This is a genomic window from Nonomuraea sp. NPDC050680, from assembly GCF_040654555.1.
GTDB lineage: Bacteria > Actinomycetota > Actinomycetes > Streptosporangiales > Streptosporangiaceae > Nonomuraea.
Window position 1 is genome coordinate 587,907 of record NZ_JBFAIF010000004.1, and the last position, 19,402, is coordinate 607,308.

A 19,402-nucleotide genomic window follows, 5' to 3' on the forward strand; every position below is an offset into this window, starting at 1 on the left:
CACGACGACCACCTTGGACCCCAAGGGGTCAGGCCGCGTCCTCCAGCGAGGCCGACCGCACCCCCGCGACCGCGGCGAAGAACCTCGCGATGTGCCGGAAGGCCAGCCTGCCCTCGGGCAGCACGTCGGCCAGGATCGGGAACACGTGCGGCATCCGCCGCCACTCCTCGTACGTCACCGGCACCCCCGCCAGCCTGGCCTTGACCGCCACGCGCCGGGCCTCGTCCCTGAGCACCTCCGTCGAGCCGGTGACGATCATGAGCGGCGGCAGGCCGGTGAAGTCGCCGAGCACGGGCGACACGAGGGGATCGCGCGGGTCCAGGCCGGAGGTCCAGCGCCGGGCCAGCCAGCGGATGCGGCCGGCCGGCAGCATCGGGTCCTGCCAGCGGTTCGCGCGCTTGGGCAGATCCGTCAGGTCGGCCCAGGGCGACAGGCAGACGGCCGCGGCCGGGAGTGGCAGGCCGCGGTCGCGCAGGGCGAGCAGGGTGGCGAGCGTGAGATGCCCGCCCGCCGAGTCGCCGCCGAACAGGACGTCCTCGGGCGCGTACCCGCGCTTCAGCAGGCAGTCGTAGGCGTCCAGCGCGTCGCCCAGGGAGTCGGCCAGCTTGTGGACCGGCCCCTGGCGGTAGTCGAGGGCGAGCACCGGGCGGCGGGCCGCGACGGACAGACGCCAGGTGATCGGCCGGTGCGTCCGGGGCGAGCAGGAGAAGTAGCCGCCGCCGTGGAAGTACAGCAGCACCTTGCCCTCGTCGAGATCCGCGCCCCCGCGCACCCACTCACCACCGCACGCGGAGAAGGCGGCCGGCTCGACGTCCACATGGCCGGGCGGCCGTAACGGCACCAACCGGCCCAGTTCGCCGATCCGGGCGGCGCAGTCGATCGTCACGGGGTGGCGCATCAGGAGGTGAGAGGCCGGCTTGAGGGTCCCGCGCATCAGACCGGTGACCGCGCGAGCCTGCCAGCTCAGTGGATAGTCGGGAGCGACGTCCCTGTCCAAGTCCATATATCCCTCCGATGAATCTCCTTCCCCCCAGAACATCGCTCTACTCGCAAGTAAGTATCTCCTCGCTTACGGGACTATTTCGGCGAGGTGTCACACCAGGCCGAATGGCGGCCCGCGCGTCGTTTATCGCGTTGCGGATCGCCGACCGGAAAGCAGATAATTCAACGCTTCCATCGGCCGACCCGCGTGCGGGTCCGGGCACGGTTGGTCACCGTGCCATCACCCTCCGGAGGTGCAAAACCATATCCCTCTATGCGCAGCTGGTCCGGTACGGTTTCCGCAAACACGCCACCTACGTCTGGGCCGCGATCGCGGGAGCCTTCACCAACAGCGTCTTCGGCATCCTGCGCGCCTACATCCTCATCGCCCTCTGGCAGGCCAGACCCGGTCTGGCCGGCTACGACGTCACCCAGGCCATCACCTTCTGCTTCATCACCCAGGCCCTCATCGGCCCGATGCAGCTGTTCGGCACCGGTCTGTCCATCCCCGAGCGGATCCGCAGCGGCGACATCGCGCTCGACCTCGTCCGCCCCGCCTCGCTTCTGCTCTGGTCCCTGTCGGAGGACCTGGGCCGGGCCTGCTACCTGTTCCTGGTGCGCGGCATCCCGCCGATGCTGCTGGGCGCCGCGCTGTTCGGCGTCACCCATCCCGCCGGACCCGGGCAGTGGTTCGCCTTCCTGGTCAGTTTCCTGGCCGGGATGATCGCCAGCTTCGGCTGGCGCTACCTGGTCTCGCTGTCGGTGTGCTGGCTGATCGACGAGCGTGGCGTGGGGGCGTTCTCGCTGGTGCTCACCACGCTCTTCAGCGGGATGCTGCTGCCGCTCAGCCTGTTCCCCGGCCTGCTCGGCGACGTGGCCAGGGCGCTGCCGTGGGCCGCGATGGTCCAGGCACCCACCGACCTCTACCTCGGCAAGGCGCCCGTCCTGGAGACCCTGGCCTTCCAGAGCTGCTGGGCCGCCGCGCTGCTCGCCGCCGGCGCGCTCGGCACGCGGGCGATCCGCCACAAGGTGGTGATCCAGGGTGGTTAGGACCTATTTCCTGCTCGCCTGGACCTGGACCCGCGCCGCGATGGCCTACCCGGTCTCCTTCGCCCTCACGGCCGTGCTCGGCCTGTTCGTGGCGGGCACCGACGTGGCGGTGATCCTCATCATCTTCGCCAACACCACCTCCCTGGCCGGCTTCTCCCGCGAGGAGACACTCTTCCTGTACGGCACGGCGAACCTGGCCTTCTGCCTGTGCGACCTGTTCGTCAGTAACATCGACCGGATCAGCCAGCACATCAAGGCGGGCACGTTCGACACCATACTGATCAGACCCGTGAGCGCCTGGATCCAGCTGGCGGCCGACCGCTTCCTGCCGACCCGCGCCGGCCGCATCCTGCAGGCGGCGATCGTGCTCGGCTACGCGATCAGCGCCCTCGACCTCGACTCCGGGCGGCTCTGGATGGTCCCCGTCATGATCGTTACCGGCGTGGTCATCTTCGGGGCGCTCTGGACGCTGGCCGGGGCGCTGCAGTTCGTGCTGACCGACGCGCCCGAGGTGACCAACGCCTTCACCTACGGCAGTGGCCAGCTCACTCAGTACCCGTTCGCCATCTACGGCCGCGACCTGGTGCGCGGGGTGACCTACGTGCTGCCGCTGGCCTTCATCAACTGGCAGCCCGCCCTCTACGTGCTGGATCGGGACGACCCGTTCGGCACACCGGGCTTCATGCGCTTCCTCGGGCCGGTCGCGGCCCTGATCCTCGCCCTGCTCGCCGGGGTCGCCTGGCGGCTGGGCATCCGGCACTACCGATCTACGGGGAGTTAGGGATGAAGGAGCTAGGGATGATCGAGCTCGACCAGGCCGGGCGCTCGTTCAAGGTGAGAAGGAGTCTCAAGCTAAAGGGCCTCAAGCTAAAGGGCCTCAAGCTAAAGGGCCTCAAGCTCAAGGGGGACGTCGTGCACGCCGTACGCGACCTGTCGTTCACCGTGGCGCCGGGCGAGTTCGTCGGCTACCTCGGCCCCAACGGCGCCGGCAAGTCCACCACGATCAAGATGCTGTGCGGCATCCTGACACCCACCTCAGGCCGGGTACGGGTGGCCGGACTCGACCCCTCGCGCAAGCGCACGACGCTGGCGCGGCGCATCGGCGTGGTGTTCGGGCAGCGTACGACGTTGTGGTGGGACCTGCCGCTGCGGGACAGCTTTGAATTGATCCGGCTCCTTTACAAAGTAGATCGCAAGGTCTTCAAGGCGCGGCTCGACGAGCTGACCGAGACGCTCGACCTGGGCGGCTTTACCCGCACGCCGGTGCGTCAGCTCAGCCTGGGCCAGCGCATGCGCGGCGACCTGGCCGCCGCGCTGCTGCACGCGCCCGACGTGCTGGTGCTCGATGAGCCGACTATCGGGCTCGACGTGGTCAGCAAGTCGAGCATCCGGGCGTTCCTGCGCCGGCTCAACGCCGAGCAGGGCACGACCGTGCTGCTGACCACGCACGACCTGGGCGACATCGAACGGCTCTGCCGCCGGGTCATGCTGATCGACCATGGGCGACTGGCCTTCGACGGCACGCTCGACGAGCTGATGGCCACGGCGCCCGAGCAGTCCACGATCGAGGACGTGGTCACCCACCTCTACACCAGCCCCCGCTGAGCGCCGGATGGAGCGCGACGGGCTGATCGTAGGCAGCATCGACCCGGACGACCGGCGGCGCTCCCGTAACACGCTCACCTGCGCGCCCGTGAAATCGAGAAGACCCTGTCCCAGGGCGCCCGAGCGGCGAACGCGCGGGCGCTTGGAGGGGATCGGCCAGGAGGAGATCGAGGCGTTCATGCGGACGCTGGCCCGCATGAACGCCGATCACGAGGACGGCGATCAGTAATAGCCGCTCTGGGGGCTCTCCTCGTAGTCCTCATCCTCGTCCTCATGCCGCCGCGACCAGCGGGAGGGCATCAGCACCGGGATGAACAGGGCGACCCCGAGCAGGGCGAACACGCCCGTGGTCAGCAGCATCTTGTCACCGGTGCCGACGTCCCTGATGATCTGGTTCACCGACGGCTCGGCGGGGATCAGGGAGATCGCCCGGTTCACGTCGAGGGAGTAGACCACGGTCCAGGCCAGCAACACCATCGAGGGCACGAACGTGGCCATCGGCGAGACCCGGCCCGCCACCACGAGTCCCACGACCAGCCCGACCGCCGCCATCGCGCCGAGGGCGATCCACATCTTCTGGCCGCCCACGGGGTTGGCCGAGGCACTGGATAATGCCTGCTGGACGGCCCAGCCACCGCCTCCCAGCACCGCTGCGGTCACCACGACTCCGATGAGCAATCCTGCAAAGTGCCGCAACGTTCTCACCTCAATGTCAACGTGTTCGGCACGACCCTAGCGACAATTGCCGCAAATCGACCAGGCATTGCGCGGCTTGGGAGTAGCGGTCTCCCTGAACCCTGCCCGCGTGAGAGCATGTGACACACCCATGCGCGCGGAACTTCCCCTCAGACTCGCGCGGACGGCCGCCTTCGCCGCCGTCTGCGTGGGACTCGCCGCGCTCGCGCACGCGATGGGCGGCGGCTCGGTTCCCGCGCCGCACACGGCCGCGCTCGGCCTCTGCGCCGTGCTGCTGCCGGCCCTGGCGCTGAGCGCCCGGGAGCGCTCGGCCGCGACGATCAACGTCGCGCTGGTGTGCGCCCAGTTCGGGCTCCATGAGCTGTTCGGCGCCGACAGCACCGCCTATGTCATCTCGCACCCGCACGGCCGCGGGCTCGGCCAGGCCATCGGCATGCTGCTGGCCCACCTGACGGCCACGCTGATCACGGGGTGGTGGCTGGCGCGTGGCGAGAGCGCGCTCTGGGCGCTGCTGCACCGCCTCGGTCACCGTCTGGCGCTGCTGCGCCCGGTCGCCGTGCCCGCTGTGCGGCCGGCCGTCGCGATGGTGATCGTACGCATCGTCCCGGTCGATCCGCTGCTCCTGCACTGTGTCGCCAGGCGTGGTCCTCCACTGCCCGCCTGATCCCCTGACACCTTTTCGACCCCCGCTCATTCCAGTGGAGATTCCCCATGTCCGTTATGCGTCTGTCCGTCATGCGTCTGTCCGTCATGCGTCGTACGGCGACCGTCCTGGCCGCCGCCACCGCCATCACCGCCGGCCTCGCCCTTCCGGCGCTGGCCCACGTCTCGATCAACCCGGGCACCGCCGAGCAGGGCGGCTTCAGCAAGGTCGCCTTCCGGGTGCCCAACGAGCGCGACGACGCCTCGACCGTCAAGGTCGAGGTCTCCTTCCCCACCGATCACCCGCTGGCGTTCGTCTCGGTCAAGCCGGTGCCGGGGTGGAGCGTCAAGGTCACCGAGGGCAAGCTGCCCAAGCCCATCAAGACCGAGTACGGCGATCTGAAAGAGGCCGTCACCAAGGTCGTCTGGTCCGGCGGGAAGATCGGTAAGGGCGAGTTCCAGGAGTTCGAGGTGTCCATGGGGCAGTTGCCCACGGACACCGATCAGCTCGCCTTCCCGACGACGCAGACATACTCGGGCGGCGAAGTGGTCAAGTGGGCGGATGCCCCGAAGGCGGACGGCAGCGAGGCGGAGCACCCGGCTCCGACGCTCAAGCTGACCCCCGCGACCGCGACCGACTCGCACCACGCCGGCTCCCCGTCGGCCGCCGCGTCAGCCCCCGGCGCGTCGGCATCCCCCTCTGTCAGCAAGGTGGCCGCCGGCTCTTCCTCGGACGGCACCGCGCGCCTGCTGGGCGGTGCGGGGCTCGTGGTGGGTGTCATCGGCATCGTGGTCGCCATCCTGGCCCTGCGCCGCCGCCCGTCCTGACGCCCTGGCCCGGGGCCACCGCTCGACGCCGCCGCCCGTCCTGACGTACGGGCGGCTCGGGCGGCTCGGGCGGCTCTCTGCTGATGGCGGACCGCCGAGACGGTCCGGGTCGGATCTCGCCGGCCCGGACCGCTCAGGAGGTGATGTCCTTGCCCGAGAAGCGGGCCCACGCGATGGAGCCGAACAGCAGGATGTACGCCCCGAAGACCAGCAGTCCCTGACCGAGGCCCGCGAAGTCGACCGGACTGCGCAGCACCGCGTCGAACTTGGTCCACCAGCTGGGCAGCAGGTAGGGCGTGATCGCTTCGAGCTGCGGGATGGCCCTGAGCACCTGGGTGACGATGACCAGGATCATCGTCGCCGCGATGGCGCCGATGGACACCTCGGTGAACGTCGACAGGGCCACCGCCACGGCCGCCAGGGCCGCCATGCCCGCGCCCACGTACCCGACGGTGATGAGGATCCGCAGCAGGCCCTCGGCCACCGAGATGGTGCTGCCCGACAGCAGCGTCACCGGCCCCACCGGGAACAGGACCAGCCCGGTGACCAGTGCCGACAGCGCCACCACGACCGTGGTCGCGTAGGCGAACACCACCGCGTTGAGGTACTTCACGACCAGCAGTCTCGTCCGGCCGGCGGGCGCGGCGAGCAGGTACCGCAGCGTCCCCGCCCCCGCCTCGCCCGCGATCGAGTCACCGCCCACCACGCTGACCGCGATCGGCATCAGCAGCAGCACCAGGAAGGAGAACGAGGCGAACGTCAGCATGAGGCTATTGCCCGCGACCGAGCCGATGAGCCCGCCGACCGCCTCGTCGGCGCTGGCGATGCGCAACGCGATGCCGATCAGCACCGGCACGCACGCCACGACGGCCAGCATCACCTGGTTGCGCGGCCGCCGGAACGTCAGGCCGAGCTCGGAGCCGAGCAGCCGCCAGAACGCCGACGCCAGGCGCACCGGCGGCCCCGCCGGCTCGGACGGCTCGGACGGCTCGGACGGCCGCCGCTCGGCGGTGCGCATCGTCTCGGTCACCGGCACCAGCCCCGGCATCCGGCGCTCCTGCGTCTCAGCCGTCGACATCGAATCCCTCCCCTGTCAGTCCCACGAACACGTCCTCCAGGCTCGGCCGTACGACGGCCAGCCCGCGCACGGCGACGCCCTCCCGTACCAGCGCCGCGTTGATGTCCTCGGGCGCCTTGGCGCCGAGGTCCGCCGTCACCGCGGCGGCGCCCCCGTGATGAGTGCCCCCATCACTGTCAGGCATGCGCACGTCGGCCAGGCCGAGTGTGCCGAGCACCCGCGCCGCGTCGGCGACGTCCGGTGTCTCGACCCTGACGCGGGTGGTGAGGCCGCCGTTGAGCGAGGCGATCGTGCCCTGGGCGACCAGGTTGCCGGCGCGCATGATCGCGGCGTGCGTGCACATCTGCTCGACCTCGGTCAGCAGGTGCGAGGAGACGAAGACCGTGGTGCCGTCGGCGGCGATCTCCTTGACCAGCGCGCGTACCTCGCGGGTGCCCTGCGGGTCGAGCCCGTTGGTGGGCTCGTCGAGTATGAGCAGCTCACGGGGTCCGAGCAGGGCGGCGGCGATGGCCAGGCGCTGGCGCATGCCGAGTGAGTAGTTGCGGAAGCGCTTGCCCGCGGCGGCCGACAGGCCGACCCGCTCCAGGGCCTCGGTGACCCGCTTCTTCGCGGTGCCGCCGGGGGCGGTGGGGTCGGTGGCGTCGAAGCGGTACAGGTTCGCCTCGCCCGACAGGTACGGGTAGAACGCCGGCCCCTCGACCAGCGCCCCCACCCGGGGCAGTGCGTCCGCCAGGGGCAGGCCGAGCACGGAGTACTCGCCGGCCGTGGGCGCCACCAGGCCGAGCAGCATGCGGATCGTGGTGGTCTTGCCCGAGCCGTTGGGCCCGAGGAAGCCGAAGACCGATCCGCGCGGCACGGTCAGGTCCAGTGCGTCGACCGCGACCTGGCCGCCGCGGAAACGCTTGGTCAGGCCCTGGGTGACGATCGCCGAGTCGCCGGAGGGCGGGGCCGCCCCGAAGGGCGCCCCCGCTTCATGCGTGACAACGGTCACTTGGTGCCCGCCGCCTTGGTGATCTCCTCCGGCGTGACCGCGCCGACCAGCAGCCGGCCGTCGTCGGTCAGCAGCGCGGTGACGAGCTTGGTCTTGATCAGCTTGCCCGAGCCCCACGTGCCGCTGACCGGGGTGGCCGTCTTGAGCACGTTCTGGACGAGCGCGCTCGGGTCGGTGCCCTCCGAGCCGCCCTTCCAGTGCTCGCCGGGCTTGCCGTCGGACGGCGTCTCGGCCGGCTTGGCCGTCAGATCGTCCAGCGTGGCGGGCAGGACCGCGACCCTGGTCCAGCCGGCGCCGACGACCTTCGTGTCCTTGCGGGCCTCCTTGGCCGACTCCGCCTTCTGCTCGGCCTGCTCGGCGTCGCCGCCGGCACCGATCGTCTCCTCCTTCACCTTGGCGCCCGCGGGCGGGGTGAAGGAGAAGTTCTCCTCCGCCGGCGGCGTGAAGGTCACCTGGGTGAAGCCGACCTGGAAGGCCGGCTCGGCCGAGCCCTTGGCGTAGACCTGGACCTGCAACGGCATGTACGTCTCACCGTCGAGCGCCAGCCGCACCTCCTGCACCAGCGAGCCCTCGTCCTTGGGGGCGAGCACGAGCTGGTAGGCGGCACGGCCGGCCACCTGGGCGTTGTTGGTCACCCGGATGGCGGTGTGCTCGTCGGCGTTGGCCAGGAGCTTGGCGGCCACCTGCTGCGGGGTCACGTCGGCCGGCCCCGGCGTGGGCAGCTCGTGCGGCTTCCCGGCGCCCTGCGCCATCTTGATCTTGGTCGCGGTGTTGTCTCCGCTGTCCCAGTACCAGACCTGGTCGCCGTTGACGATCAGGTTGGACTCGTCGAACTGCGTCGGCATGGCGACCCGCAGCTTGTCACCGGCGCCGTACCAGACCTTCACCTCGTGCGAGCCGGACAGCAGGCTCAGCGGCGACGCGCCGCCCATGTCGGGCAGTGCGGGCAGACCGAGCGAGGCGGTCTGCTGCACGGTGCCGGACATGGGCGGCGGACCGGCCTTGTCCTTGGTGGCCGCCGCGGCGTCGGCGAGCAACTGCTGCGCCGTACGCTCGGGCAGCACCGGATCGCCGCTGACCGCGGCGATGACCGGACCGGCCCCCATGGCTCCGGCGATCACGGCCGCGGCCGCGATCGGAACTCCCCATCTCACGAACGTTCCTCTGCGCATCTCACTCCTTAACGGTATGTCGATGACCAGAGCCTGCGTCATGCATGCTTAGGCGAGCCTGAGACCAGCTGAGACGGCTCTCAGCCTTCTCAGCGTGGTCACAGGGCAGGGACGGGAGAATCGCCACATGAGAGTACTTGTCGTCGAGGATGAGCGGCGGATGGCGGCCGCGCTGCAGCGGGGGCTCCAGGCCGAGGGCTTCGCCGTGGACCTCGCCCACGACGGCGAGCAGGGACTGCACGCGGCCCGGCACTGCGAATACGACATCGTGGTGCTCGACATCATGCTGCCCCGGCTGTCGGGTTACAACGTGTGCAAGCAGTTGCGCGCCGAGGAGAACTGGGTGCCGATCCTGATGCTCTCCGCAAAGGACGGCGAATACGACATGGCCGACGGCCTCGATCTGGGCGCCGACGACTACCTGACCAAGCCCTTCTCGTACGTGGTGCTGGTGGCCAGGCTGCGCGCGCTGCTGCGGCGCGACTCCGGGCGGCGGCCCGCCGTGCTGGCGGCGGGCGACCTGACGCTGGACCCCGCGCGGCGCAGGGTGGAGCGGGGTGAGCAGGTGATCGAGCTGACGCCCAGGGAGTTCGCGCTGCTGGAATATCTGCTGCGCCGGCGCGACGAGGTGGTGTCGAAGTCGGAGATCCTGGAGCACGTGTGGGACACCTTCGACACCGACCCGAACGTGGTGGAGGTCTATGTGGGCTACCTGCGACGCAAGGTCGACGTCCCGTTCGGCAGGAACGCGCTGCAGACCGTGCGGGGCGCAGGCTACCGGCTGGCGGGCGACGGTGGCTGACTCGCCGCTGCTCTGGTGGCGCCGCCAGGGGCTGCGTTTCCGGCTGACGGTCGTGGCCGCCGCCGTCCTCGCGCTCGCGCTGGCCATCTCGGCGTCGGTGCTGCTGACCGTCCTGAACCGGGCCCTCATCGGCACCGTGGACGACTCGACCCAGCAGCAGGCCCAGACCGTGCGGGTGCAGGCCGACGCCGGCACGCTGACCAGCCCGATCGCCACCCACGACGGCACGATCGTGCAGGTGATCGACGCGGCGGGCCGCATCACGGACGTCACCTACGGCGCCGACCGGCTGGTCCCGCTGCTGGACGCGCGGGAGCGGGCCGAGGTGCTGCGCGACGGCCAGGCCACGTTCCTGGACGGCCGGCCGTTCGCGATCTCCGGGCCGCTGCGCGTGGTGGTCATCAGCGCCGACCATGGCAGGACCGTGGTCGCGGCCAGGCCCATCGGCGAGATCCAGACCAGCCTCGGTACGGCCGGCCGGGTGCTGCTGGTCGGCACGCCGATGCTCATCGTGGCGCTGGCCGTGGCGAGCTGGGTGGTCATCGGCCGGACGCTGCGGCCGATCGCCGCGCTGCGCAGGGGCGCCGCCGAGATCACGCACACCGCCAGGTCGCGCCGGCTGCCGGTGCCCGAGTCACGCGACGAGGTGCACTCGCTGGCCACCACGCTCAACGACATGCTGGCCCGGCTGGAGGAGGCCGAACAGCGTCAGCGGGCGCTGGTCTCCGACGCCGCGCACGAGCTGCGCAGCCCGCTGGCCAGCATCCGGCTGCAGCTGGAGGTGGCGCTCGGCCATCCGGAGGGCCAGGACTGGCCGGAGACGGCCGAGGGCGTGATGGAGGACGCGATGCGGCTGTCCAGGCTCGCCGAGGACCTGCTGGCGCTGGCCCGCCTGGACGAGCGCGGCGGCGTGCCGGCCAGGCGCGAGCCGGTCGATCTCGACGAGGTGGTGCGCCAGACCGTCGACAGGTACGGCGAGGCCCGGCTGACCGTGTGCGATCCCGTCGTGGTCCGCGGCGACGCGCTGGACCTGAGCCGGGTGCTGACGAACCTGATGGACAACGCCGTGCGGCACACCTCGTCGAAGGTGGAGGTGGCGCTGACCGCCGATGGGGTGCTGACGGTGACCGACGACGGGCCCGGCATTCCCGAGCAGGATCGCGAGCGGGTGTTCAACCGGTTCACGCGGCTGGACTCGGGCCGCAGCCGCGACGAGGGCGGCGCTGGGCTTGGCCTGGCCATCGTCCGGGAGACCGTGCGGGCACACGGGGGCGGGGTGCATCTGGAGGACGCCGCACCGGGGCTGCGTGCGGTTGTGCGGCTGCCTGTGGCGAGGTGAGGAGGGGGTTCGCGCACGGGGTTCGTGCGGGTTCGTGCGGGTTCGTGCGGGGGTGAGTCCTCGCTTCCGGCCGGGCGCGGCGGCGGCCGAAGGCGATGTGCTCAGGACGGGTCAGGCGGCGCTGCCCTTTTCGGCGGCGGCCAGGAAGTCCTGGGCGATCGGCGGCAGGCGGCGACGGGCGTGCACGACGGCGATGACGCGGCGGACCGCGGGTTCCAGCGAGCGCACCACGAGGCCCGCCCGGCCGGCCTGTTCGGCCATGCCGCGGTACCACAGCAGTGACGCCTGGCCGGTACGTACGGCGTTGAGCCAGCCGTTGCGCTCGTCGGTTTCGAGCACGACGACCGGGCTGACGGCGTACTTGCCGAACATCGCGTCGAGTTCCCTGCGCCGGACGCTGCCCCGTGCGGGCAGGGCCAGGCGCATCCCGTCGAGCTTGCCCATGGGTACGGGATTGGGCAGTTCGAGGCCGGGTGGGGAGATCAGTACGATCTCCTGGCGTTCGAGCGGATGGGTGATCAGATCGGTGGGTACGGGCAGATCGGTCAGGCCGAGGTCGGCCCGCTGATCCCTGATGGCGTTGACGACGGCGTCACGGCCGTCACAACGGACGATGTGCACGCGGACACCTGGGTGCTCGGCGGTGTAGGCGGGCAGCAGCCGTCCGGCCAGGCCGGGTTCGAGGCTGGGCGTGGAGGCGATGCGGAGCTCCGCCTCCCCTGTGCTGCCGTGGTTGGACAGGCTCTCGATCTCGTGTACGGCGTCGAGGGCCTCCCTTGCCAGTTTGACCACCCGCCGGCCTTGTGCGGTGACGACGACACCGCGTCCGGACCTGGCGAAGAGCGTCATGCCGAGTTCCCGTTCCAGATCGCGGATCGCGCGCGAAAGCGCAGGTTGCGCGATATAGAGCGATCTGGCCGCGTCGGTCATGGTGCGGTGCTCCGCAGTCGCGACCACGTAGCGGAGCTGCTGGAGGTTCATGTCAAAGAAGCTAGGACACCAGCTGCCGTGCGGTCCGGGACATAGCAGAGATCACCTCGAATGATTTCGGACCGTAGCCGGGCACTGCGACTTCTGTGACGGGTGATAAATCGGTATGCTTCTGCCCCAAATTCGGCAAATGTCCAACCAGTGACGCACCAAGTCGCTCTTTACGGACAACCGAGTAAAGGGGGATACACGGTGACAGGCAACGGGCAGCATCCACCCCCGTCTCAGGGGCCAGGTCAGCCCCTGCGGCCACCGTCGCGCCCGTGGCCGCCGCCGGGTCACCCTCAGCCGCAGGCCCAGGGTTACGGTCATCCTGCCCCGCCGCCGGGACAGCAGGCGCCTCCCCCGCAGGGACCGGTCTACCCGCCGCCTCCGCCGGGGCCGGTGTATCCCCCGCAGGGGCAGCCGTACGGGGCGCCGCCCCATGGGCAGCAGTTCCCGCCGGGCGGGCCCTATGGGCCGCCACAGGGCGGCCCCTGGCATTCTCAGCAGCCGCCTCCTCCCCCGCGTCCGCCCATGCCGCCGGGGCCGTGGGGACCGCCGCCGCGGAAGAAGTCGGGCATGGGGGTGGTCGGCATCCTCGGGGCGGTGTTCGGGTCGATGGCGGCGCTGTTCGTGCTGCTCGTGATCGCTGCGGCGATGCTCAGGGGCTCGTCCAGGTCCGACACGACCACGCCGGTCGCCATCCCCTCCTACACCTACGACACCGGGACGCCGTCCCCGTCGGAGTCGCGGAGCCAGACCCGCTCGAGTGAGCCGACGGCGACGCGGTCCGCCGAGCCCGAGACGCCCACCCGGGCCACGCTCAACACGAGCACGAGGAACAACACCCTCTACCGGGCCGGCGCCCTGCCCAGGGTGGCCTGCCCGGCGGGCGGCGCGAGCATCTTCAGCCACAGCCAGCTCAAAGCCCTGATCCTGAAGACCGGCAGGTGCATGGACCGGGCCTGGGGACCGATCATGCAGAGGCAGGGCATCCGGTTCACGCCGCCGAGCTACTCGATCGTGGCCACGCGCGGCAGGGGCGCCTGCGGCGACTATCCGTCGCCGGGGAGCATGGTGCCGTACTACTGCCCGCGCAACAACACCATCTACGCCTCCACCTCGGCCATGGCCAGGGGCAACGGCAACGCCCGCGGCTACGGGGAGCTCCTCTCCTGGCACGGCGGGATCATCAGCATGCTGGCCCACGAGTACGGGCACCACGTCCAGAACATCTCGGGCGTGATGGACTCCTGGTGGAAGCAGACGGTCGACTCCAGCAGCCGGAGCGGCAAGCTGGCGCTGAGCAGAAAACTGGAGCTCCAGGCGACCTGCTTCGGCGGCATGTGGATGCGGTCGGTGGCCGCTTCCTACCCGGTCAACACCTCGAACCGGGCCCGCCTCTTCTGGTTCTACGGGCAGGTGGGCGACTACCCCGGATATCCCCGCGACCACGGCACCAGAGTGAACAACAACCGGTGGTTCCGTCAGGGCTGGGAGAGGAACCAGGCGTTCCAGTGCAACACCTGGATGGCGGCCTCGTCGACGACCTCCTGATGTCACGGCGTGTTCATCTCAGGTTGGGTACATGTCTTGGATGTCCCTATATGGGAGCTAGACTCCTGGCAATCTTGTGCCCTACGGGGTGTAAAAACCATGGCTTTCGCCAGGTAGGCGTGTGAAGGAGCCGGTGTGAGCAAGCGCGATGGGGTGGACGCGCCCGAGGGCAGAAAACGGCGCGCTCCCCGCCGCTCGGGCACAGGGCCCGAAACCGGACCAGGAGAGGGTTCGGACGCCGGCCATACGGGCGAACCGCCGGACGCGGACGGCACGCCGCAGCACCGCGCCCCCGCGGACGGCTCATCGCAGAACGACGCCCCCGCGGACGGTCCCCCAGCCGCGGACAGCCACGGCGCGCGTCCGGCCGGCACACGTCCGGCGGGTCCTGGTGGGACCGGGCCGGGCGAGACCGGTCCTGGCGGGACCGGGCCGGGCGAGACCGGTCCCGGTGGGAAGGTCCGGGGCGGCAAAGGCGCTCGCGGTCCCGCGTCTTCCGGTTCCGGGCGGCCCAAGCCCCGACCGCGGGCGGGCTCGGCGGCGCCGCAGTTCGCCAAGCCGCTCTCCACGGGCGGCCTGCTCGGCTGGACATTGCTGTCCGCCATCGCCCCCGGCGTCGCTCACCTGCGCGCCGGGCGCCGTCGTACCGGCCTGATCCTGCTCGGTGCGTACGTGGTGCTGCTGCTCGCCGCGCTGGCGTACGGGCTGACGCGCCACGAAGCCAACCTCGCTGAATTCGCCAGCGCCGACATGCAGATGAAGGTCATCGTCATCGCCGCCGTGCTCGCGCTGATCTGGTTCGCCGTCATCGTGCTGTCGTACGTGGCGCTCGGCCCCAACCGGCTGAAACAGCAGGGCCAGATCGTCTCCGGCATCGTGGTCGGCGTGCTCTGCGTCTCGGTCATGGCACCCTTCGCCTTCACCGCGAACTTCGTCCTGACCCTACGCAACGCGTCCCAGAAGATCTTCGTCCCCATCGCCCAGAGCACTGACCCGAGTATCGCGCCGATCAAGAAGAACGATCCCTGGAACGGCAAGGACCGGGTGAACTTCCTGCTGATCGGCGGCGACGCGGCCGGCGACCGTACCGGCGTGCGCACCGACAGCATGACGATCGCCAGCGTGGACATCGCGACAGGCAAAACCGTCCTGTTCAGCCTGCCGCGCAACCTGCAGCACGTGCACTTCCCGCCGACCTCGCCGCTGCGCAAGCAGTTCCCCAACGGCTTCATGGCGGAACTGCCCAACGGCGGCCTGCTCAACGAGGTCTGGCAGTACGCCACGGAAAACCCGCAGATCATGGGTGGTAAGAACAGGGGCCCGCGCGCGCTGATGGACGCCATCGGCTACACGCTCAACCTGAAGATCGACTACTACGCCATGATGAACATGTACGGCTTCGCGGACCTGGTCGACGCCATCGGGGGCCTCAAGATCCGCGTGGAGCGCGACGTCAAGTGGGGCGGCCACTTCGGCACCGCGGGCACGATCAAGGCGGGCTACAAGAAGCTGACCGGCGAGCAGGCCCTGTGGTACGGCCGCTCGCGCGTGGACAGCGACGACTTCTCGCGCATGGCCCGCCAGCGCTGCGTCATCGGCGCGTTCGCGCAGCAGGCGACGCCCGACAAGATCCTGTTCAACTTCGGCAAGATCGCCGATGCGACGAAGCGGCTGGCGCAGACGAACATCCCGCAGGAACTGGTGGAGCCGCTCGTGGGGCTGGCCGTCAAGGTGAAGAGCGCCAAGATCACCAGCTTGCAGTTCGTGCCGCCGGAGTTCCTGTCGGGGCGTCCCGACTGGCTCAAGATCCGGCGGGCCGCTGACAAGGCGATCAAGGACTCGATCCGGCCGGCACGGAGCGCGCAGGCGGCTGACGTCACGTCCTCGCCCGGGACGCCCACGACCAAGCCGACTCGTTCGTTCGCCGCCGCCAAGCCGACCCAGACGCCCACCCAGAACAGCCAGAAGAGCGCCAAGAGCCTGTCGGAGCTCTGCGGACTTTGACCTGCTCCCCGCCCTACAGCTTCAGGCCGAGGCTTTCTGCGGACCTTTGGTAAGCCTCGCCGCGCTCTGCCTCACCAAGTGCCGGCCCGTCCTGCCAGGCCTCGTTGTTCTTCGGCCGCACCCAACCGGTGCGGCCGGAAAGTACTGCTGGATCACTGGGTCACTGGGTCACTGGGTCGCGAGGGAGAGGAGTCGGCGCAGGTAGGTGACCTGCTCGGGGTCGCCGGTGATCGACACCTCGCCGCCCCTGCCCCACACCCAGCGCAGCAACTCGTCGGGCGCCCCCGACACAACGGTCTGCGCCTGCTCGACCGCCCGGTCGGCGGCCTCGTCAGCGACGGTGACCTCAGTGGGCGTGGCCCGTACGAGCCAGGCGCGCTCTCCGCTGACGACCGCGATCGCCCCCTTGAGGTCGGGGCGCACGGCCTCGGCGAAACTCTCGGGGTAGAGGGCGAACTCGTGCGCGAGCATCACCTTGAGCCCCTCGTCCACCCCGTCGAGGGCCAGGTCATCGGCGGCGGGCGTCACGGGCAGGCCGGCCGCGAGCTCGGCGTCGACGCGATGGATCACCGTCTCCTGCGCCATGCGCCTGATCCAGAACCCGACGGTCTGGTCGGGCTCGTACCAGGTGAGCGCGTATTCGTCCGGGGTCCTCGCGGCGAACTCCGCCATCAACTCGGCGTAGGCCCGGTCGAGCACCGCGAACGGCTCCTCGCCGGACAGGTCGGGCGGCCACGGCGTCGGCCACTCCCCGCGCAGTATCGTCTCGGCCTTGTGCAGGTAGACCTCCGTGATGTGCGCGACCAGATCGGCGGCGGTCCATCCCGGACAGCTCGGCACGGGCGCCGCGTCCGGCGCGGCGGAGGCCGCGGCTCTGAGCAGGCCGTATTCGTCGGCCAGGCAGGCCAGCAAGCGAGGGGCATCCATGGGACCCACCCAACCACGCATCCCCGGCAGACGGCATCGCATTAAACCGGCGGCGTGTCGTTGTGACCAGCTCGCGGATCGAACAGGCGCCCCCACAGCGCCCGTTCCTCCCGCTCCGGCGTCAGGTGTTAGGCGGCACTTCCGGGCCCGCTCCCCGCGAACAGCCCGCCCCGCCGTACAGCCGGCGTCCTGGGTCGCCGGTACGGCAACGCGAACCACGTCGCCTTCCCGATACGCCCCGGACTGGTGACGTACTTCTGCGGATGGCATCCCCAGAAGCCCTCAGAGAGCGCGGCGACGATGCACAGCCCCCGCCCGCGCTCGGCGTCGGCGTCGACCACACGGGCCACCGGCAGCGGCAGACCGCAGTCCACCACCATGCACACGATCTCCTCGGGATCGGCGTGAAGCACCAGCTCATAGGGTGCCTCTCCATAGAGAAAGGCATTTGTCACCAATTCGCTGGCCATTAGCACGGCGTCATCGACGAGATCGGGACTCAGTTCCAGTCCGGTCAGCACGTCACGGACGACCGTTCGGGCATACCGGACGGCCTGCACGTCTTCGCACAGGGGCCAGGCATGCGGGGTGTGAGTTCGCGGGACGGATCGCAGTGGGGTCATGGCTTCTCCTTCCGCGTTCAACTGTCGAAACGTGTACGGAAGAGAGGTCAAAAAAGGCGGATCTTGAAAAATCGTTTTTCACGCGAGGTGGACGACGGCGCTCCGCTGGACGGCTGCGACCGACCGGCGCCGGCGCGGAAGGCGCGTACGTCGATGCCGACCACACGCCGGTCGAAGGCCGGAATCCCCGCGCGACCCGAGACTCGCCTGATCCGCCGTACCCACGTGACCCGAGACTCGCCTGATCCGCCGTACCCACGTGACCCGAGACTCGCCTGATCCGCCGTACCCGCGCGACCCGGCGATCTTTACGCCCGGTGACTCACCGCCACCCCCGCGCCGCCCGCCGGCACTGGCCGGACCCCGTCCGATGGTCCATGGCCCCGCACGCTGACTCCTTCCACAAGAACATGTCAGCGCCACGCCAGCGAAACGACAGCGAATACGGCGACCATGATGTCCACAGCGTCGAAATCCCCTGGAGATTCGCGACAAAAGGAGGGTCGCATTGAGAACGGCGGCACGGTTACTCGCGATGACGACACTGGTCGCAGGCATGGCGCTCATCGCGGCGCCCACGGAAGCCGCCACGGGAACACTGATTCTTCCACCAGCCCCCCGGACAAAGAATCGTGTATAACAATCCCACGGCCGGTTGTCACAGCACCATATCAGCCTTCAACAATGTCACAAATCGCACGAATGTCGCCGTCACCGTTTACCAAGGAACGCACTGCCAGGGACTGTCCCTAATCATCGCTCCGGGTACGAGTCCCATACCGGTCGGAGACCGTCTCAGCGTCTCCGTCCCCGCCTAAGGGTTTTCGATCCAGAAGAAGGGATGAAGTATGCACCATCGCATGGCGAGGCGAATAGCCGTCGGCGTAGTCGGCCTGAGCCTGGCGCTGACGCCCGTGGTCCCCGCATTCGCGGCACAGAGCAGCTCTGCGAGCCGGCAAGTGGCGGCCCCCGCACAGGTGGCCAGCCACCAGGAATGGGGCGGCTGGTATTCCAGCCTGGACAGCTGCGCCGAAGTCGGCCGGGCATACGTGCACGGAAACGGCGCCATCGGATTCACCTGCCGCCCCCTCAACGGCCAATGGGCCCTCTGGGTCGTCTACGACCCCTCCCCCTGATCTTCGATCCGATGAATCAAACTCAGGAGAGAACAGTGCGAACAATCAAGAAAGCCGCGACGACGCTCGCGATCACGGCCGCGCTCGCCGCCGGCGGCATGACGCTGGGCGCGCCCGCTTGGGCGGACAGCGCACCGTCCGCCGCGCAGGCGAACGCCGTCCCGGGAGTCTGGTACATCTTCAATTTCTATCCGGACGAGGGGACCTGCGAGGCTCAGCGCAGATGGGGCGCCAGTCAGGGCTGGTGGACCTGGGACCATTCGGCCTGTGCGACCAACGGACGGGACTGGGCCCTCTTCCTCTACTACGACTCGGCCCCTTCCGCGAAGCAGGAGCCTCTTCTCCCCGAGGGTTGGCACCGGGCCTGATTGCTCTGCGAAATATGAGATAGCGCGAAAAGGTGCCTTCTAACCTGTTCGGCGGTGACTTGCTGGGGTCGCAGCCGAGACAGAGTGGAAGGCACTTTTTCGTACCGGAATTCGGGCTCTGACACGAATACGCAGCAGCATGCCCAGAGGCCAACACATCCTCAACATGCCCTCAACATCCCCGCTCCTACGGTTGACGTGACATTTCGGAGAAGAAAGGGGACACGCAAGATGAGCATGAGAGGAAAGATCCGACTCGCGGCGATGGCGGCACTCGTCTCTGCCGCTCTGGTCGCGCTTCCCGCCTATGGCGCTTCAGCATCGACCGATTCGGCCGCCCGGGACGGCGCCCCAGACTGCGCCACAACCTGGACCGGACACGACTACAACAAGTGGGTCAAGGTCCGCAACGACTGCGGGCGCACCATTCGCGTCAAGATCGTCATCCAGTACAACTTCGACAGTGAGTGCAAGGTGCTCAAACCGCACAAAACCTTCTTCTTCCGCCACGGCTGGGGCTCCTACCTCGATGAAGTCAGAGCCTGCTGACCTGGCAATCACATTCGACTCACGCGACGCCCTCTGACGGATGCGCCGGTCGGTAGCCCGCTCGCTGATTGTCGACCTGCGC

Annotated in this window: 21 protein-coding genes; 13 read left to right on the top strand and 8 right to left on the bottom strand. The window is 69.4% G+C overall.

What is annotated here, in order from left to right:
• Positions 1-28 precede the first annotated feature (28 nt).
• Positions 29-1,003, bottom strand: a complete 975-nt coding sequence (locus AB0H88_RS18390; protein WP_357645820.1) for an alpha/beta hydrolase — start codon at positions 1,001-1,003, stop codon at positions 29-31.
• Between the two features lie 104 nt (positions 1,004-1,107).
• Here AB0H88_RS18390 and AB0H88_RS18395 point away from each other — a divergent pair, with 104 nt between their 5' ends.
• From AB0H88_RS18395 to AB0H88_RS18410, 4 genes are read left to right on the top strand one after another with little or no spacing between them, the layout of a single operon-like run.
• A complete protein-coding gene (locus AB0H88_RS18395) occupies positions 1,108-2,031 on the top strand; it encodes an ABC-2 family transporter protein (RefSeq protein WP_357645822.1) in 924 nt (307 codons plus the stop codon).
• Positions 2,024-2,812, top strand: coding sequence for an ABC-2 family transporter protein (locus AB0H88_RS18400; RefSeq protein ID WP_357645824.1), 789 nt, complete (start codon positions 2,024-2,026; stop codon positions 2,810-2,812). The genes AB0H88_RS18395 and AB0H88_RS18400 overlap by 8 nt, the downstream gene beginning before the upstream one ends.
• A gap of 17 nt (positions 2,813-2,829) precedes the next feature.
• Positions 2,830-3,636 carry an ATP-binding cassette domain-containing protein gene (locus AB0H88_RS18405; protein WP_357645826.1) on the top strand — a complete coding sequence of 269 codons (807 nt, stop codon included), beginning with the start codon at positions 2,830-2,832 and terminating at the stop codon, positions 3,634-3,636.
• 7 nt (positions 3,637-3,643) lie between these two features.
• Positions 3,644-3,865, top strand: coding sequence for a hypothetical protein (locus tag AB0H88_RS18410; protein ID WP_357645828.1), 222 nt, complete (start codon positions 3,644-3,646; stop codon positions 3,863-3,865).
• Here AB0H88_RS18410 and AB0H88_RS18415 read toward each other — a convergent pair.
• Positions 3,859-4,332 carry a hypothetical protein gene (locus tag AB0H88_RS18415; protein WP_357645830.1) on the bottom strand — a complete coding sequence of 158 codons (474 nt, stop codon included), beginning with the start codon at positions 4,330-4,332 and terminating at the stop codon, positions 3,859-3,861. The genes AB0H88_RS18410 and AB0H88_RS18415 overlap by 7 nt on opposite strands.
• A 130-nt stretch (positions 4,333-4,462) precedes the next feature.
• Between AB0H88_RS18415 and AB0H88_RS18420 the strand changes: the two genes are divergently transcribed.
• Positions 4,463-4,996 (top strand): MFS transporter, encoded by a 534-nt coding sequence (locus AB0H88_RS18420; protein WP_357645832.1) that lies wholly within the window; start codon positions 4,463-4,465, stop codon positions 4,994-4,996.
• A gap of 47 nt (positions 4,997-5,043) precedes the next feature.
• The gene (locus AB0H88_RS18425; RefSeq protein ID WP_357645833.1) at positions 5,044-5,802 is read left to right on the top strand and encodes a YcnI family protein; all 759 of its coding nucleotides are present in this window, start codon (positions 5,044-5,046) and stop codon (positions 5,800-5,802) included.
• A gap of 133 nt (positions 5,803-5,935) precedes the next feature.
• On the opposite strand, the gene AB0H88_RS18430 is transcribed toward AB0H88_RS18425, so the two are convergent.
• The 3 genes from AB0H88_RS18430 to AB0H88_RS18440 are packed head-to-tail and all read right to left on the bottom strand — an operon-like array spanning position 5,936 to position 9,025.
• Positions 5,936-6,880 (bottom strand): ABC transporter permease, encoded by a 945-nt coding sequence (locus AB0H88_RS18430; protein WP_357645835.1) that lies wholly within the window; start codon positions 6,878-6,880, stop codon positions 5,936-5,938.
• Positions 6,867-7,871, bottom strand: a complete 1,005-nt coding sequence (locus AB0H88_RS18435) for an ABC transporter ATP-binding protein (RefSeq protein WP_357645837.1) — start codon at positions 7,869-7,871, stop codon at positions 6,867-6,869. The genes AB0H88_RS18430 and AB0H88_RS18435 overlap by 14 nt, the downstream gene beginning before the upstream one ends.
• Complete coding sequence (locus AB0H88_RS18440; RefSeq protein ID WP_357645839.1) at positions 7,868-9,025, bottom strand: sigma-E factor regulatory protein RseB domain-containing protein; 1,158 nt, start codon at positions 9,023-9,025, stop codon at positions 7,868-7,870. Before AB0H88_RS18440 ends, AB0H88_RS18435 begins: the two co-directional genes overlap by 4 nt.
• 145 nt (positions 9,026-9,170) lie before the next feature.
• Between AB0H88_RS18440 and AB0H88_RS18445 the strand changes: the two genes are divergently transcribed.
• Entirely contained in the window at positions 9,171-9,845 is a 675-nt protein-coding gene (locus tag AB0H88_RS18445) for a response regulator transcription factor (protein WP_357645841.1), read from the top strand.
• Positions 9,838-11,184, top strand: coding sequence for an ATP-binding protein (locus AB0H88_RS18450; protein ID WP_357645843.1), 1,347 nt, complete (start codon positions 9,838-9,840; stop codon positions 11,182-11,184). Before AB0H88_RS18445 ends, AB0H88_RS18450 begins: the two co-directional genes overlap by 8 nt.
• A gap of 111 nt (positions 11,185-11,295) precedes the next feature.
• Here AB0H88_RS18450 and AB0H88_RS18455 read toward each other — a convergent pair whose 3' ends face one another.
• Positions 11,296-12,165, bottom strand: coding sequence for a LysR family transcriptional regulator (locus tag AB0H88_RS18455; RefSeq protein WP_357645844.1), 870 nt, complete (start codon positions 12,163-12,165; stop codon positions 11,296-11,298).
• A gap of 570 nt (positions 12,166-12,735) precedes the next feature.
• On the opposite strand from AB0H88_RS18455, the gene AB0H88_RS18460 reads away from it, so the two are divergent.
• Both AB0H88_RS18460 and AB0H88_RS18465 read left to right on the top strand, forming a co-directional pair.
• Positions 12,736-13,713 (top strand): neutral zinc metallopeptidase, encoded by a 978-nt coding sequence (locus AB0H88_RS18460; protein ID WP_357645846.1) that lies wholly within the window; start codon positions 12,736-12,738, stop codon positions 13,711-13,713.
• A 135-nt stretch (positions 13,714-13,848) separates the two neighbouring features.
• Positions 13,849-15,717, top strand: a complete 1,869-nt coding sequence (locus tag AB0H88_RS18465) for an LCP family protein (protein ID WP_357645848.1) — start codon at positions 13,849-13,851, stop codon at positions 15,715-15,717.
• Between the two features lie 168 nt (positions 15,718-15,885).
• On the opposite strand, the gene AB0H88_RS18470 is transcribed toward AB0H88_RS18465, so the two are convergent.
• Together AB0H88_RS18470 and AB0H88_RS18475 are read right to left on the bottom strand one after the other, a co-directional pair.
• The gene (locus tag AB0H88_RS18470; RefSeq protein WP_357645850.1) at positions 15,886-16,644 is read right to left on the bottom strand and encodes a maleylpyruvate isomerase family mycothiol-dependent enzyme; all 759 of its coding nucleotides are present in this window, start codon (positions 16,642-16,644) and stop codon (positions 15,886-15,888) included.
• A gap of 128 nt (positions 16,645-16,772) precedes the next feature.
• Positions 16,773-17,267 (bottom strand): ATP-binding protein, encoded by a 495-nt coding sequence (locus tag AB0H88_RS18475; RefSeq protein ID WP_357645852.1) that lies wholly within the window; start codon positions 17,265-17,267, stop codon positions 16,773-16,775.
• A gap of 860 nt (positions 17,268-18,127) precedes the next feature.
• On the opposite strand from AB0H88_RS18475, the gene AB0H88_RS18480 reads away from it, so the two are divergent.
• The 3 genes from AB0H88_RS18480 (at position 18,128) to AB0H88_RS18490 (ending at position 19,320) form a co-directional block, all read left to right on the top strand.
• Positions 18,128-18,403, top strand: a complete 276-nt coding sequence (locus tag AB0H88_RS18480; protein ID WP_357645854.1) for a hypothetical protein — start codon at positions 18,128-18,130, stop codon at positions 18,401-18,403.
• A 35-nt stretch (positions 18,404-18,438) separates the two neighbouring features.
• The gene (locus tag AB0H88_RS18485; protein WP_357645856.1) at positions 18,439-18,771 is read left to right on the top strand and encodes a hypothetical protein; all 333 of its coding nucleotides are present in this window, start codon (positions 18,439-18,441) and stop codon (positions 18,769-18,771) included.
• A gap of 237 nt (positions 18,772-19,008) precedes the next feature.
• Positions 19,009-19,320: a hypothetical protein gene (locus AB0H88_RS18490; RefSeq protein ID WP_357645858.1), complete on the top strand. Its 312-nt coding sequence runs from the start codon at positions 19,009-19,011 to the stop codon at positions 19,318-19,320.
• Positions 19,321-19,402 lie beyond the last annotated feature (82 nt).

Bases quoted from the DNA above. Each gene is read 5' to 3' on its own strand.
- AB0H88_RS18390 (WP_357645820.1), bottom strand. From the start codon at position 1,003: ATGGACTTGGACAGGGACGTCGCTCCCGACTATCCACTGAGCTGGCAG.
- AB0H88_RS18395 (WP_357645822.1), top strand. From the start codon at position 1,108: ATGGCGGCCCGCGCGTCGTTTATCGCGTTGCGGATCGCCGACCGGAAA.
- AB0H88_RS18405 (WP_357645826.1), top strand. From the start codon at position 2,830: ATGATCGAGCTCGACCAGGCCGGGCGCTCGTTCAAGGTGAGAAGGAGT.
- AB0H88_RS18410 (WP_357645828.1), top strand. From the start codon at position 3,644: ATGGAGCGCGACGGGCTGATCGTAGGCAGCATCGACCCGGACGACCGG.
- AB0H88_RS18420 (WP_357645832.1), top strand. From the start codon at position 4,463: ATGCGCGCGGAACTTCCCCTCAGACTCGCGCGGACGGCCGCCTTCGCC.
- AB0H88_RS18425 (WP_357645833.1), top strand. From the start codon at position 5,044: ATGTCCGTTATGCGTCTGTCCGTCATGCGTCTGTCCGTCATGCGTCGT.
- AB0H88_RS18430 (WP_357645835.1), bottom strand. From the start codon at position 6,880: ATGTCGACGGCTGAGACGCAGGAGCGCCGGATGCCGGGGCTGGTGCCG.
- AB0H88_RS18445 (WP_357645841.1), top strand. From the start codon at position 9,171: ATGAGAGTACTTGTCGTCGAGGATGAGCGGCGGATGGCGGCCGCGCTG.
- AB0H88_RS18455 (WP_357645844.1), bottom strand. From the start codon at position 12,165: ATGAACCTCCAGCAGCTCCGCTACGTGGTCGCGACTGCGGAGCACCGC.
- AB0H88_RS18460 (WP_357645846.1), top strand. From the start codon at position 12,736: ATGGGGGTGGTCGGCATCCTCGGGGCGGTGTTCGGGTCGATGGCGGCG.
- AB0H88_RS18470 (WP_357645850.1), bottom strand. From the start codon at position 16,644: ATGGATGCCCCTCGCTTGCTGGCCTGCCTGGCCGACGAATACGGCCTG.
- AB0H88_RS18475 (WP_357645852.1), bottom strand. From the start codon at position 17,267: ATGACCCCACTGCGATCCGTCCCGCGAACTCACACCCCGCATGCCTGG.
- AB0H88_RS18480 (WP_357645854.1), top strand. From the start codon at position 18,128: ATGGCGAGGCGAATAGCCGTCGGCGTAGTCGGCCTGAGCCTGGCGCTG.
- AB0H88_RS18490 (WP_357645858.1), top strand. From the start codon at position 19,009: ATGAGAGGAAAGATCCGACTCGCGGCGATGGCGGCACTCGTCTCTGCC.